Origin of the sequence: Mobilicoccus sp., assembly GCF_032060985.1 — a bacterium.
In the GTDB taxonomy this organism is placed as follows: domain Bacteria; phylum Actinomycetota; class Actinomycetes; order Actinomycetales; family Dermatophilaceae; genus Mobilicoccus.
Genome location: NZ_DAMBGD010000005.1, coordinates 156,233 through 169,657, shown reverse-complemented (window position 1 = coordinate 169,657; position 13,425 = coordinate 156,233). Strand labels below are relative to the sequence as shown.

Genomic DNA, 13,425 nt, shown 5'->3' with positions numbered 1-13,425 from the left:
ACACCGCCGCGACACACGCGCGCGTGTCGATCGGGCAGCGGTCCCGCCCCGGCGCCCAACGGCCTCCCCCGAGGCCGAGGCGACACGCGCCTGCCGGGCCTCACGGCGACAGGGCCGTGGCCAGGGTCTCCTGCACCCAGGTGAGGAACTCGTAGGCGAGAGCGAGGGGGAACCGGGGGTCCTCGGGGTCCATGTCGCCGAGGCGATCCGACAGGGACTCGGCGGCCTCGTCGGTGTGCAGCTCGAGTCGCTCGGCGAGGACGAGACGGATGTCCGTGAGGGCGATGAGAAGGCTCCGGGCCTGGTCATCGGTGGGTCGGAGCGTCGTGCCGTGGGTCTCGGACACCAGCTCGATAGCCCGATGCAGGTGGCCGAGCTTACGGTCGCGGACGGCGTCGCCGGTGAGGCGACGGAACTCGGCGGCGAGCTCGGGATCGTCGTGGTGGCCGTCGGGGAGGAGCCGGCGCACGGCCGGATCCTCCGGTCGCCCGGGGCCGGGAGCCGACCGGGCCCAGGCGTCGACGTCGTCGAGATCACCGAGGTTCCCGGCGTGACCGACGACACCCTCCCCTCCGACGTCACTGCCGAACCCGGGCGCGAAGCCCGCGCCGCGCATGATGGCCTCGAAGGAGTCGGCGTCGGCGTCGACGCCGCCCGCGTCCCCGACCGGCCCGGCGCGACCCGCCGACACATCCGTCGGCGACGGCTGCACCTTCCCCCCGGCCGACTCGAGCATCCCGGCCGTCTGCTCGAGGAGGTGGAGCAACAGGTCGCGCTCGGGCTCGGAGAACGACCCCACGAGTCCCCTGCGCGTGCGTCGGAACCCGGCCATCTCACTCGTCCTTCTGGAACGTGGCCCACAGGCCGTACTCGTGGAGGGCGGCGACGTGACGCTCCATCTGTTCGCGCGGCCCGTGGGCGACGACGGCGCGACCCTTGTGGTGGACGTCGAGCATGAGGATCTCGGCCTTCTCGCGGGAGTAGCCGAAGTAGCTCTGGAACACGTACGTCACGTACGACATGAGGTTGACCGGGTCGTTCCAGACGAGCGTGATCCACCCCGGGTCGGTGAGGTCGGCGAGGTCGGAGTCGAGGAGTTCGTCCTCGCGCACATCCGGCTCGGCAGGGCTGATCGACACCCCTTCACCATATGCTGCCCCTCGTGAGTACCGCGCTGCTGACCGACCACTACGAGCTCACCATGGCGCGGTCCGCGCTGCATGCGGGCACCGCCTCCCGCCGGAGCATCTTCGAGATGTTCGGCCGACGACTTCCCGAGGGACGCCGGTACGGCGTCGTCGCCGGCACCGGCCGGTTCCTCGAGGCCCTCGCCGACTTCACGTTCGGCCCGGAGGAGATCGACCACCTCGCGCAGCACCGGGTCGTCGACGACGCGACGCTGGACTACCTGCGCGAGTACCGGTTCGGGGGATCGATCTGGGGTTACGCCGAGGGCGACGTGTACTTCCCGGGCTCCCCGCTCCTCATCGTCGAGGGCACGTTCATCGAGTCCGTCATCCTCGAGACCCTCGCGCTCTCGATCTTCAACCACGACTGCGCGGTCGCGAGCGCGGCCTCTCGCATGACCTCGGCCGCCGGTGGCCGCCCGTGCATCGAGATGGGATCCCGGCGCACCCACGAGTGGTCCGCCGTGGCCTCGGCCCGCGCGGCCTACCTCGCCGGGTTCGCGACGACGAGCAATCTCGAGGCCGGACGCCGCTACGGCATCCCCACCGCCGGCACGAGTGCGCACTCCTTCACCCTCCTGCACGACAGCGAGGAGGACGCGTTCCGTGCGCAGGTCGAGAGCCTCGGCCGCGAGACCACGCTGCTCGTCGACACCTACGACGTCGCCGACGCCGTCGAACGCGCCGTCACCATCGCCGGCACGAATCTCGGCGCGGTGCGGCTCGACTCCGGCGACCTCGTCGCGCAGGCCCATGAGGTACGTGCCCAGCTCGACGCGCTCGGCGCGACGAGCACCCGCATCGTCGTCACCTCCGACCTCGACGAGTACGCCATCGCCGCCCTCGCCGCCGCGCCCGTCGACGGGTACGGCGTGGGCACCTCCCTCGTCACCGGCTCGGGCGCCCCCACCGCGGGCCTCGTGTACAAGCTCGTCTCCCGCGCCGACGACTCCGGCACCCTCATCGACGTCGCCAAGGCGAGCAAGGACAAGGCCTCGATCGGCGGCCGCAAGTACGCCCGCCGCGCCATCGACGAGAACGGCATCGCCCGGGGCGAGCTCATCGGCATCGGTGAGGTGCCCGGCGCGGCCGAGGACCTCGACCTCCTCGTCCCCCTCGTCCAGGACGGCGCGATCGTCGGGATCGAACCCGTCGACGCCGCCCGGGACCGGCACCGCGAGCGCCTCGCCCAACTCCCCCGCCGTGCCACGCGCCTCTCCAAGGGCGAGCCCGTCATCCCCACGGTGTTCGTCGACGAGCACCCCGACCCCACCCTGTTCGCCCGCCGCTGAGCCCGCGTCTCTCGAAAGGAGACCCCATGTCCCACGCCCTGATCGTCGTCGACGTCCAGAACGACTTCTGCGAGGGCGGGTCCCTCGGGGTCGACGGCGGGTCCGCCGTCGCGGCCGACATCACCCGGCACCTGGAGACGCACCGCCGCGAATACGACGCGGTCGTCGCGGCGGCGGACTGGCACGTCGATCCGGGTGGTCACTTCTCCGACGAGCCCGACTTCGTGGACTCCTGGCCGCCGCACTGCCGTGTCGACACTCGGGGATGGGCGTTCCACCCCGAGGTCGCCGAGGCGTTGCGGGGTGTGGACGCGGTGTTCCACAAGGGCCAGTTCTCCGCCGCCTACAGCGGATTCGAAGGCACGACGACCGACGGCGGCGAGGGGACGGGCGCCGACGTGGGACGCGAGGGGCGTCCGCGCGTCTCCACCGAGGACGCGATCCTCCTCGGTGACTGGCTGCGCGAGGCCGGCATCACCTCCGTCGACGTCGTCGGCATCGCGACGGACCACTGCGTGCGCGCGACCGCCCTCGACGCGGTTGCGCAGGGGTTCGGCACCCGCGTGCTGCTCGACCTCACCGCCGGCGTCTCCCCGCAGACGACGACCCGGGCCCTCGCGACGATGCGCGAGGCCGGGGTCGAACTCGTCGGCAACCCGCGAGCGAGCTGACCGACCGGGACCCTCCGCACCGGCCCCTCAGGCGAGACCGAGGGATCGCGCTTCCTCCCACAGCTCCTCGCGGACCGACGGGTGGGCGGCCTGCTCGATGAGGTGGGCGGCCTGGACGTCGTCGTCGTGCCCGAACAACTCGGCGACGCCGTTCTCGGTGACGACGCACGAGTGCTGGAAGGAGGTGACCGGCTCGTCGATGAGCGGCACGATCGTGGAGACGTCGGCCTTCGGGTGCCAGGAGCGCAGCGCCATGATCGCCTGACCACCGGGGGCGTGGATCGCGCCGACCGTGAAGTCGGTCTGACCGCCGAACCCGGAGTGGATCCGGGCGTCGATCCGCGAGGCGTTCGCCTGGTCGAACAGGTCGACCTCGAGGGCCGTGTTGATGCTCGTCATGCCGGGGTTGGCGGCGATGCGGGTGACGGCGTTCACCGTCTCGGTCCGCAGCACGCGCAGGCCCTCGTTGCGGTGGGCCCACTCGAACAGGTCGGCCTGCCCGAACATGAAGGAGCACGTGAGCATGCGGTCGGGGTCGAGGGCACCCGCTCGGTGCAGGTCGAGGATCCCGTCGGAGATCATCTCGCTCCAGATGCCGAGGTTGCGGCGGGTCTTGACCTCTCGCAACGTCGCGTCGGGAATCTCGCCGATGCCGAGCTGCAGGGTCGCGCCGTCGTCGATGCGGTCGGCGACGAGAGACCCGATGATCGCCGCGCTCTCCGCCCGCGCCCCCTGGGGCTTCGCGGTCGGGCCGGAGGCGGCGATGTCCTCGTCCACCTCGATGCACCCGTCGAAGTCGTCGAGGTCGTACTCACCGTCCCCGAACGTGTACGGCATCTTGGCGTTCATCTGCGCGACGACCAGACCGCCGGCGGCGCGGCAGGCCTCGATCGCGGCCGGGAGGACGTTGACCTCACAGCCGAGGGACACCTTGCCGTCGACGGGCAACGAGGTGTGGACGACGACGACGTCGGGCACGAGGTGGCGGCCCAGCAGCAGCGGTACCTGCGACAGTCGTGCCGGGAAGTACGCGAGTCGCGGGTGACGACGCATCCCCGCGCCGACGAATGCGCTCTCGTAGATGACGCCCTCGCGGTCGGGGATCCCCTTGGGCGCGTTGAGACACGTGAGCCGGAACGAGTCGAACGCGGCGTCGACGTCGCCGAGCGCGGTCCACGGGATGGCGTGGTTACCCGACACGACGACCCGCGGGGTGTCGGTACGGGTGAGGGCGCGGCGGAGGAGGGACTGAAGAGCTTCGCTGCTGATCGTCACGTGGACACTGTGCCCCATCCCCGACCGGGACACGGCCAGGTTGGGCCCGACGTGGGTCAGGAACGGATCACACGTGTGCGACTCCACATGTCGTGGAGGGCGAGTCGTCGCGGCGTCGCCGTCGGCCACAGGAAGTCCACGACGTTGAGCAGGTAACCGATGAGGGCGATCTCGGGCCGGAAGCCCAGGACGAACGCCGAGTACTTGACGAGCGACCGGACGAAGAGTCGACCGGCCGGGGCGCGCCCGCCGTCCACGTCGCGCACACGGGTGCCGAGGGCGAGTCCGCCGACCGTGGCGCCGACGGTACGGAGCAGGACGGTGTCGTAGAGCACGAGCAGCCCGGCGAAGATCAGCGTGAGGACGCTGCTCACCTGCGTGAGGGCAGGGGAGGGTTGCGGAAGCGGTTGCTGCTGCTGGTAGGCGTCGAGGATCGACCGGGCGTACGCCTCCTGCAGCTGCATGACCTCGGGGATGAGCGGCAGCAGCACGAGCAGCAGGGCGAAGAAGACCGCGCTCACGACGAGCAGATCGAGCAGGTAGGCCACGGCACGGCGCCAATAGGCCGCCTGGGTCGTGGGCGAGGCGGCGTCCGCCCCTCCGGAACCGCCCGCACCGCGGTATCCCCGCATGCCGCGGCGCGCGGAGACGGGCTCCTGCGACCACGGCCGCGGGCTGTCGGTCGCGGTCACGAGGTGGGGGCCGTCGGTGGCCGCCTCACGCCGCTGCGGGGAGTCGACGGCGTGGCCGGGACGGCCGTCGGCGGCCGCCGCAGCACCACGGGCTTCGTCGCCGTCCGTGCCGTCCTCACCGGGCTCCTGACGCCGCGGCCGCAACCGGGTCACCGGGGGTTTGGGCGGCGCCGGCGCCGGCATCGGCGCCTTGAAGTGCGTGCGCTCCGTCCACGACGACCCGTCCCAGTACCGCAGGTGGCTGGGGTCGTCGGGGTCGTCGTACCAACCGGAGGGGCGATCGTCCATGCCATCAGTCTTCCAGAACGTCGACGCCGCGGCCGACCCGGCCGGATGGCGGCCCGCCGCGGGCGCGGGTCACGGTCCGCACCTGGACGCGGACCGACCGACGGTGGGGTGAGAGCCGAGCGCGTGTCCGACGTGCCCGGCCCCACCGCACGGGTGCACTCTTGATCGTCGACGCACTCGGAAAGGAGGGCCCCCATGCCGGCTCATCGCCTGGGATGGATCACCGTTCCCGACGTGGGATCGCAGCTCAGCGCGGCCCGCGCACGCCTCTCCTCCGAGCACGCCCGTCGGTACGGACGTGACGGGGGCGTTCCGGAGGACCCCGACAGGAGGGTGGAGGCCGCGGGTGCGGGCGCCGCCGTGCCGTTCGGCAGCCTCACCCTCGCCGACCTCCTCCCCCGCCCGATCCTCGTCCTCGGCGCGTGGGCCCTCGTCGTCATCGTCGTCGCGATGGCCGCGTCGATCCTCCAGGACGCCCTCGGAGCGGTCTCGACCGTCGTCATCCCCATGACCATCGCCGTCCTCCTCGCGGCCCTGCTCCAGCCGCTGTACCTGTTGATGCGGCGCATCCGGCTCCACCGGATCATCGCCGCGCTGCTCGCGGTGATCCTCCCCACCGCCGCCGTCGTCACCGGTCTCACCCTCGCCGGCAGCGAGATCGCCACGGGGGCCTCCGAACTCGCGGCCAATGCGCAGGCGGGGGTGGACTCCGTGCTCGAGTGGTTGCGCACCGGGCCGTTGCACATCTCCGGCGGACAGATCAACGAGTACCTCGCGCAGGCCACCGAGGTCATCCGCCGCGACGCCGCCTCCTGGTCCACCGGCGCCCTCAACGCGGGTGTCGCGGTCATCGACATCGTCGCCGGCCTGCTCATCTGCCTCGTCAGCGCCTTCTTCTTCCTCCTCGACGGCGGCCGCATCTGGCAGTTCACCGTTCGGTTCGTGCCCGGTGGCGTCCGCGACCGCGTCCACGAGGCCGGCCGACGCGGCTGGGTGAGCCTCGGCGCCTACGCCCGCGCCCAGATCGTCGTCGCCGCCGTCGACGCGTTCGGCATCGCCCTCGGTGCCTGGTTCCTCGACCTGCCGCTCGTCCTGCCGATCTTCGTCCTCGTCTTCATCAGCGCGTTCGTGCCGATCATCGGCACCGCCTTCGCCGGCATCGTGCCGACCCTCATCGCGTTCGTCGCCCACGGCCCCACCACGGCGCTGATCATGCTCGGCATCGTGCTGCTCGTGCAGCAGATCGAGGGTCACGTCCTCCAGCCGTTCCTCATGGGACGGGCGGTCGACATCCACCCCCTCGGCGTCATCATCGCCGTCGCCTGCGCCACCTACCTGTACGGCATCCCGGGGGCGCTCTTCGCGGTCCCCGCGCTCGCCTTCGTCAACTCCACCGCGCTGTATCTCACCGGGCACGACCCGTTCCCCGAGCTGGGCCGAGAGCCGTTACCGCCTCGTCCGGACGACCCGCCCGACGCCCTCGCCGACGAGGCGGGGACGGCGCCCGACTCCGACGCCCCGGCGACCACGGGCGCCCCGACGGCGCCCGACGGCGCAGCCTCCACGACCGGGACCCGCGCGACCGCACCGCCCGCGACCCAAGGACGCGCGCTCGAGGCGGCCGCGCATCAGGAACCCGCAACCGGTGGGCCCGCCGCCGGGGCCGCCGACGACCGGCCCGTGGCCGCGGACAGCCCGGTCGGGCGGATGCCCACGTCGGAGTGAGGCGACCCCGAGCGGGGGCCTCGTCGAGCGCGACCGTGTCGGTCGCGACCGTGTCAACGTCGCCCGACGAACCACCGGCGGATCGTGTCGATGCGGGCGCTGACCTGCTCATGGGTCGCGGTGTCGAGCGCCGGGCCACCGCACGCGCGACGCAGGTCGGCGTGGACGACGGCGTGGGGGGCACCCGTCCTCTTGGCGTAGGCGCCGACGAGGGAGTTGAGTTCCTTGCGCGTCGCCGCGAGCGCCCGGTGGGCGGCGGGCTCCTGCCCGACCTGCACCGGCCCGCCCTTGGCCGCGGCCTGCCGTGAGCGCAGCACGTGCGCGACCTGCTCGGGCTCGAGCAGACCGGGCAGCCCGAGGTACTCCTCCTCCTCGGCCGAACCGGGCGTCGTCCCGAGCCCGAACTGCTCCGCATCGAAGAGGACGTGGTCGAACTCGGCGTCGGACTCGATGGCCTCAAAACTCATCTGCTCGAGGGCGTCGCTCGCCTTCTCCTCGGTGTTGGCCTGGGCGAGCAGGTCCTCCTCGACCCAGTCGGGGTCCTGGGCCGAGCGCGGGCGGTCGAGGGCGTGGTCGCGCTCGTCCTCGAGGCGGGCCGCGTGGTCGAGCAGCGTGGGGACACTGGGCACGAACACCGACGCGGTCTCGCCGCGACGGCGGGCGCGGACGAACCGGCCGACGGCCTGCGCGAAGAACAGCGGCGTCGCGGTGTTCGTCGCGTACACCCCGACCGCGAGCCGCGGCACGTCGACGCCCTCGGAGACCATCCGCACCGCGACCATCCACCGGCCGTCACCCTCGGCGAACTCCTCGATGCGCGCGCTCGCGCCCGTGTCGTCCGACAGCACGACCGTCGGCTTCTCGCCGGTGATCTCGTGGAGGAGGCGGGCGTAGGCACGGGCCTGGGTCTGGTTGGAGGCGATGACGAGCCCGCCCGCGTCCTCGACGTGGCGACGGACCTCCGAGAGGCGCTTGTCGGCGGCGACGAGCACCGAGCCGATCCACTGCCCCTTGGGGTCCAGCGCCGTGCGCCAGGCCTGGTTGATCATGTCCTTGGTCAGCGGCTGCCCCAGTCGCGCCTCGAGTTCGTCGCCCGCACGGGTGCGCCAGCGCATTCCGCCGCCGTAGGCCATGAACAGCACCGGTCGCACGACGCCGTCACGCAGCGCCTCGCCGTAGCCGTAGGTGTAATCGCTGGCGCTGCGCCGGATGCCGGACTCGTCGGCGACGTAGGTGACGAACGGGATCGGGTTCGTGTCGGAGCGGAACGGCGTCCCCGTGAGGGACAGACGCCGGGTCGCGGGTTCGAACGCCTCACGCAGGGCGTCGCCCCACGACCGGTTGTCGCCGCCGTGGTGGATCTCGTCGAGGATGACGAGGGTCTTGTGGTTCTCGGTGCGGGCCCGGTGCAGCAGCGGCTTGGACGCGACGCCGGCGTAGGTGAGGGCGACCCCGTCGAAGTCGCGGCTGTGGCCGCCGACGGCGTTGGTGAAGCGGGGGTCGAGCCGGATGCCGACCCGTGCCGCCGCGTCGGCCCACTGCGTCTTGAGGTGTTCGGTGGGCGCGACCACGGTGATCTTGTCGACGATGCGCCGTCGCAGCAGCTCCGCGGCCACACGCAGCGCGAACGTCGTCTTTCCGGCGCCCGGGGTCGCGACCGCGAGGAAGTCCCGCGGCTGACGCTCCAGGTAGGAGCCGAGCGCCTCGGCCTGCCAGGCACGAAGTCGGCCCGCCGTTCCCCAGGCTGCTCGTTCGGGGAAGGCGGGCGACAGATGCGAGGCGGCAGAAGTACTCATGGCGGGGACGACTGTAGCCCCCGCGCCCGACCTCCCTTCACACCTGAGGCGGCCCGCGCGTCGCGGCGGGTGGTGCTACTCGCCGCCGTCCTGGGGGGCACGCAGGCCCTCGTAGATCTCCTTGCACATCGGGCACACGGGGAACCGGTTGGGGTCGCGACCCGGCACCCAGATCTTGCCGCACAGGGCCGTGACCGGCTCACCCGTGACGGCGGACTCGACGATCTTCTCCTTGCGCACGTAGTGCGCGAAGCGTTCGTGGTCGCCCGAATCGGTCTGGTGGTCGACCTCGGGCTCGGTGCGTTCGAGCACCGACGTGCTCGTGCCCGGGGTGGTCAGCGGCTCCGGTTCCGGGTAGGACGTCATGGCGGACATTATGCCGGGGCGGGTGCCCGCACGTCCTCCCCTCCTGCCTCGGGGCAGCGACCGCACCGCTGCATCTGCGTCGGTTGGACGGACGTCCGCCCGGGCGGCGACAATGGGGGATGCCGACGCCGCGGGTCCGCGGGCAGGCGCACAGCCGGAGACCAGGGGGAAGGTCCACATGCCACTCGTCCACGACCTCAAGCTCACCGCGATGCGGGTGCTGGAGAAGGCACCCGACGCGATCGGTTCGGTGAGCTCGGTCCGCACCGCCGAGCCCGTCATCATCCCGACCTTCGACGACGGGCCCACTCCGGGACGCACACCCGAGGTGCTGCGCGCCCTCGCCGACCACGACGCGACCGCCACGTTCTTCGTGCTCATGACGAGCGTGCGCGCCAACCGTGGGCTGCTCGAGGAGGTCGTCGCCGCCGGTCACGAGATCGGCCTGCACGGCATGGACCACCGCCACCTGCCCACGCTGTCGCGTGCCGAGGCCCGCGAGATGCTCACCCGGGGCAAGGCGGAACTCGAGGACGCCCTCGGCATGCCCGTGCTCTGGTTCCGGCCGCCGCACGGCGACCAGTCGGTCGAGACCTGGCGCCTCATCCGTGAGGCGGGCATGACGTCGGTCATCTGGAGCGGCACGAGCCACGACTGGAACCCCGAGGCCACCCAGGACCAGCGCGTCGAGAAGGCCACCGCCAACCTCGAGCGCGGCACGATCCTGCTCTTCCACGACGGGCATGCCGGCCCGGCCGACCTCGGGGACCCCGTTCCCGAACCGGTCCTCGACCGTTACGAACTCCTCGACCGGGTCCTGCGCGTCGCGGAGGAGCGTGGCCTGCAGGCCACCAGCCTGTCCCGAGCGCTCGAACGCGGGACGGCGGTCACCCGTCCACACTTCAACCTCCACCCTCGCCACCTCGCGACGGCCATCCGCCGGCGCTGAGCCGTCTGCCGTCTGCCGCCGGCCGAACGGCGTCGAACCGGGCCGGGCCGACGCAGCCCGATGATCGAACCGGTGCGGCTGCGGGTGCGGCCCCCGGGCCTGGGCGGAGACGGCCGCTGCGCGCCGTCACGCGTCAGTTGTGCCGCGGGTCCTCGGGGTAGGTGGCGAGCCAGGCGAGCTTGCCGCCCGCGCGGCGCAGCACCATGCTCCACACGATCTCGGGGACGGGCACGAACGGGTCACCCGGCCGCGCGTCGACGACGAACCACGCGCCCGACTCGAGCTCTCCCTCCAACTGACCGGCCGCCCAGCCCGAGTACCCCGCGAACACCCGTAGTGCGCTCACGTGGGGGAGGACGATCTCGGGGGGCGCATCGAGATCGACGACGCCGATCCGGTCGAAGAGCGGCATGATGCCGAGACCCTCTCCGGCGTCGTCATGCCCCAACCGCACGAGGCCGAGGGCGGTGTCCAGCCCCACCGGACCGCCCTGGAACAGCCGTCCCGGTGCGACGACGTGGTCCTGCCAGGCGGGCAGCACCGTGTGCACCTCGGCGTCGATGGGCTTGTTCAACACGAGGCCGTGGGCACCGTCGTCGTCGTGGTGGAGCAGGAGCACCACGCCGCGATGGAACACCTCTCCCCCGGTGCCGGGAGCGGCGACGAGGAGTCGTCCGGCCAGATAGGTCACCCGCCCATTGTGCCGCCGTGGGCGGTTCACTCAGGCAGGAAGGCCCCACACACCACCCGCGGCCCGGCGTCACCGGCCTTCTTGGTCTCGGCGTCGGCACCGCCAGAGGCGTACCGCTCCGGGATGTTGGCGAAGTTGTCGGGCTTCTCGTGGACGACGAACGCCGAGCCGTCGTCGTCGAGAAGTGTGTCGGAATCCACACGGTCGGTGACGACGCGCAGGCTCGCCGTGCCGTCCTTCAGGGCGAGCAGCGGGGGCAGGTCGGCGGCGTGATCGGGGTGGTCCCCCTCACCGAGGTGTCCCCCGGACGAGAGGAAGTCCCCCTTCTTCGTCGCATCCTTGGGGTCCACGGAGTTCGGTTCGCACTTGCCGATCGTGTGCAGGTGCACGGCGTGGAACCCGGGCGTGAGTCCGGAGGCCTCGACGACGACCGCGAGCCGCCCGTCGTCGACGTCCTCGATCGTGACGGTGCCGCGGGAGGCGCCGTCGGCGTCCTTGAGCTCGGCGCGGGTGACCTCGACGGCGTCGTCCTCGGTGGCGCCGTCGGTCATACCGGCCGCCGGTGGGGGCTCGTCCGCGGGCAGCGGGGTGGTCTTCTCACCTGCCGCACAGGCGGTGAGAGCGAGGGCGGAGGACAGGATCAAGGCGGCGGGCAGGGTGGCGCGCATGGGATCTCCTCGTCGGTGGCGGATACCCAGCCCACCATGAATCGTGCTGCGGATCGCCGCAATCGGGCCCGCGTGGCGCCGACGACTTCCACCGGCACCCACGCCGGTCGCACCGAGCTCTCACGCCCGTCTCATGACCGCGGCCCCCTCGCCCGCGACGTACGCAGGTGAGGGGGCCGTGGTGAGGCCGTCTCCGGCTCGGTGGTGACGAGGACTCGGTGGTGACGAGGACTCGGTGGTGACGAGGACTCAGTAGTGACGGGGACCGCGCGGGCCGCCGCCCCGGCCACCCTGCCCCCGGCCACCCTGGCCGCGACCGCCCTGACCACGACCGCCGGGACGGAAACCGCCACGGCGGGGACGCATCGGCGGCTCGAGCAGGCGGCGCAGACGCTCCTCGGGGATGGGCTCGCCGGTGGGGGCGTTCGCGCCCGTGAGCTCACGGAGGCGCTCGTCGTTCGGCGCCACGCGCTCGGGCGTGACCTCGAGGCCGGCCTGGTCGGCGATGCGCTGCATGAGCCGCTTCTGGTGCGGCAGCGCGAGCGTGACGACCGTGCCCTTCTCCCCCGCGCGGGCGGTGCGGCCGGCGCGGTGCAGGTAGTCCTTGTGGTCGGCCGGCGGGTCGACCTGCATGACGACGCCCACGTCGTCGACGTGGATGCCCCGGGCGGCGACATCCGTGGCGACGAGCACCGGCAGATCCCCGTCACGGAACGCCCCGAGGACCCGGTTGCGAGCGGCCTGCGACAGACCGCCGTGGAGCGCGGCCGCGAAGACGCCCTGCTCACGCAGCTGCAGCGCGATGCGATCCGCGCCGAGCTTGGTGCGGGCGAACACGATCGTGTTGCCGCCGCGGTTGGCGACGTGCGCGGTGACGACCTTCTTGTGGGCGGGCTCGACGAGCAGGATGTGGTGGTCCATCGTCGCGACGCTCGCCTGCGCCTCGTCGGTCGAATGCGTGACCGGGTCGGTGAGGTAGGACTCGACGAGGGTGTCGATGCCCTTGTCGAGGGTCGCGGAGAACAGCAGCCGCTGCCCGCCCGCCGGCACCTTGTCCATGATCTCGGTGACCTCGGGAAGGAACCCCATGTCCGCCATGTGGTCGGCCTCGTCGAGGACGACGATCTCCACCGCGTCGAGGGTGCAGGCGCCCCGCTCGATGAGGTCGTTGAGGCGACCCGGCGTGGCGACGAGCACGTCCACGCCACGGTCGAGCGCGTCGAACTGCGGCGGATAGGGCATCCCACCCGCGACGAGCTTGTGACGCAGCCCGAGGACGTGCACGAGCGGCTGCAACGCGTCGCTGATCTGCATCGCGAGCTCACGCGTCGGCGACAGGATGATGGCGCGCGGCAGATTCGGCCGCGCCTTCTGCCCCTCCGCGAGGCGCGTGAGCAACGGCAGCCCGAAGGCGTAGGTCTTGCCCGAGCCCGTGCGGCCCCGGCCGAGGACGTCACGCCCGGCGAGCGCGTCGGGGATCGTCGCCTGCTGGATGGGGAACGGCTCGGTGATGCCGTCGCGCGCAAGTCGCTCGACGAGGGCCGACGGCAGGCCGAGGGCCGCGAACGTCGTCGACTCCGCCGGTGCGTCGGTGATGCCGTCGACACGGCCGGTGGTCCCGGCCTCCGTGCTCGCGTCCGCCTCGACCGTGTCCGCCTCGACCGCATCTCCCTGCACGGTGTCCGCGTTCGTCCCGTGGTCGACCGTGGTGTCGGTGGTCGGTGCGACGGTGACCTGGTCGGTCGCCGTCTCCTCAGTCGTCACCGGCTCGGTCGTCGTGTCGTCGACGACGGCGGGGGCCGCCACCGACGGCGCCTCGGGGCGA

Annotated in this window: 13 protein-coding genes; 4 read left to right on the top strand and 9 right to left on the bottom strand. The window is 72.2% G+C overall.

Features of this window, described 5'->3' with window-relative positions:
• Positions 1-100: 100 nt before the first annotated feature.
• Positions 101-832 carry a DUF2017 family protein gene (locus RT054_RS06320; protein WP_312722197.1) on the bottom strand — a complete coding sequence of 244 codons (732 nt, stop codon included), beginning with the start codon at positions 830-832 and terminating at the stop codon, positions 101-103.
• Between the two features lies 1 nt (position 833).
• Entirely contained in the window at positions 834-1,139 is a 306-nt protein-coding gene (clpS, locus tag RT054_RS06315) for an ATP-dependent Clp protease adapter ClpS (protein WP_396837221.1), read from the bottom strand.
• Positions 1,140-1,150: 11 nt separating this feature from the next.
• Here clpS and RT054_RS06310 point away from each other — a divergent pair, with 11 nt between their 5' ends.
• Positions 1,151-2,479, top strand: coding sequence for a nicotinate phosphoribosyltransferase (locus RT054_RS06310; protein WP_312722198.1), 1,329 nt, complete (start codon positions 1,151-1,153; stop codon positions 2,477-2,479).
• A gap of 26 nt (positions 2,480-2,505) precedes the next feature.
• Positions 2,506-3,150 (top strand): isochorismatase family protein, encoded by a 645-nt coding sequence (locus tag RT054_RS06305; RefSeq protein WP_313022630.1) that lies wholly within the window; start codon positions 2,506-2,508, stop codon positions 3,148-3,150.
• A gap of 27 nt (positions 3,151-3,177) precedes the next feature.
• Here RT054_RS06305 and RT054_RS06300 read toward each other — a convergent pair whose 3' ends face one another.
• Positions 3,178-4,425: an acetyl-CoA hydrolase/transferase C-terminal domain-containing protein gene (locus RT054_RS06300; RefSeq protein ID WP_312722200.1), complete on the bottom strand. Its 1,248-nt coding sequence runs from the start codon at positions 4,423-4,425 to the stop codon at positions 3,178-3,180.
• Positions 4,426-4,481: 56 nt separating this feature from the next.
• Entirely contained in the window at positions 4,482-5,405 is a 924-nt protein-coding gene (locus RT054_RS06295) for an RDD family protein (protein ID WP_312722496.1), read from the bottom strand.
• 195 nt (positions 5,406-5,600) lie between these two features.
• Between RT054_RS06295 and RT054_RS06290 the strand changes: the two genes are divergently transcribed.
• A complete protein-coding gene (locus RT054_RS06290; RefSeq protein WP_312722498.1) occupies positions 5,601-7,130 on the top strand; it encodes an AI-2E family transporter in 1,530 nt (509 codons plus the stop codon).
• A gap of 53 nt (positions 7,131-7,183) precedes the next feature.
• On the opposite strand, the gene RT054_RS06285 is transcribed toward RT054_RS06290, so the two are convergent.
• Together RT054_RS06285 and RT054_RS06280 are read right to left on the bottom strand one after the other, a co-directional pair.
• A complete protein-coding gene (locus RT054_RS06285) occupies positions 7,184-8,926 on the bottom strand; it encodes a DEAD/DEAH box helicase (RefSeq protein ID WP_313022627.1) in 1,743 nt (580 codons plus the stop codon).
• A gap of 75 nt (positions 8,927-9,001) precedes the next feature.
• On the bottom strand, positions 9,002-9,301 hold the full coding sequence (locus RT054_RS06280; protein ID WP_312722502.1) for a DUF3039 domain-containing protein: 300 nt from the start codon (positions 9,299-9,301) through the stop codon (positions 9,002-9,004).
• A 169-nt stretch (positions 9,302-9,470) separates the two neighbouring features.
• On the opposite strand from RT054_RS06280, the gene RT054_RS06275 reads away from it, so the two are divergent.
• Positions 9,471-10,241 carry a polysaccharide deacetylase family protein gene (locus RT054_RS06275; protein WP_313022626.1) on the top strand — a complete coding sequence of 257 codons (771 nt, stop codon included), beginning with the start codon at positions 9,471-9,473 and terminating at the stop codon, positions 10,239-10,241.
• A 133-nt stretch (positions 10,242-10,374) separates the two neighbouring features.
• Here RT054_RS06275 and RT054_RS06270 read toward each other — a convergent pair whose 3' ends face one another.
• The 3 genes from RT054_RS06270 to RT054_RS06260 all read right to left on the bottom strand — a co-directional run bounded on the left by RT054_RS06270 (position 10,375) and on the right by RT054_RS06260 (position 13,406).
• Positions 10,375-10,932, bottom strand: coding sequence for a YqgE/AlgH family protein (locus RT054_RS06270; protein ID WP_312722506.1), 558 nt, complete (start codon positions 10,930-10,932; stop codon positions 10,375-10,377).
• Positions 10,933-10,958: 26 nt separating this feature from the next.
• The gene (locus RT054_RS06265; protein ID WP_313022625.1) at positions 10,959-11,600 is read right to left on the bottom strand and encodes a superoxide dismutase family protein; all 642 of its coding nucleotides are present in this window, start codon (positions 11,598-11,600) and stop codon (positions 10,959-10,961) included.
• A gap of 249 nt (positions 11,601-11,849) precedes the next feature.
• A complete protein-coding gene (locus RT054_RS06260) occupies positions 11,850-13,406 on the bottom strand; it encodes a DEAD/DEAH box helicase (protein ID WP_313022623.1) in 1,557 nt (518 codons plus the stop codon).
• Positions 13,407-13,425: the final 19 nt, after the last annotated feature.

What these genes read in the sequence shown, in the direction of transcription:
- RT054_RS06265 (WP_313022625.1), bottom strand. Translation starts at nt 11,600, where the DNA reads ATGCGCGCCACCCTGCCCGCCGCCTTGATCCTGTCCTCCGCCCTCGCT.
- RT054_RS06275 (WP_313022626.1), top strand. Translation starts at nt 9,471, where the DNA reads ATGCCACTCGTCCACGACCTCAAGCTCACCGCGATGCGGGTGCTGGAG.
- RT054_RS06290 (WP_312722498.1), top strand. Translation starts at nt 5,601, where the DNA reads ATGCCGGCTCATCGCCTGGGATGGATCACCGTTCCCGACGTGGGATCG.
- RT054_RS06295 (WP_312722496.1), bottom strand. Translation starts at nt 5,405, where the DNA reads ATGGACGATCGCCCCTCCGGTTGGTACGACGACCCCGACGACCCCAGC.
- RT054_RS06280 (WP_312722502.1), bottom strand. Translation starts at nt 9,301, where the DNA reads ATGTCCGCCATGACGTCCTACCCGGAACCGGAGCCGCTGACCACCCCG.
- RT054_RS06310 (WP_312722198.1), top strand. Translation starts at nt 1,151, where the DNA reads ATGCTGCCCCTCGTGAGTACCGCGCTGCTGACCGACCACTACGAGCTC.
- RT054_RS06285 (WP_313022627.1), bottom strand. Translation starts at nt 8,926, where the DNA reads ATGAGTACTTCTGCCGCCTCGCATCTGTCGCCCGCCTTCCCCGAACGA.
- RT054_RS06320 (WP_312722197.1), bottom strand. Translation starts at nt 832, where the DNA reads ATGGCCGGGTTCCGACGCACGCGCAGGGGACTCGTGGGGTCGTTCTCC.
- RT054_RS06305 (WP_313022630.1), top strand. Translation starts at nt 2,506, where the DNA reads ATGTCCCACGCCCTGATCGTCGTCGACGTCCAGAACGACTTCTGCGAG.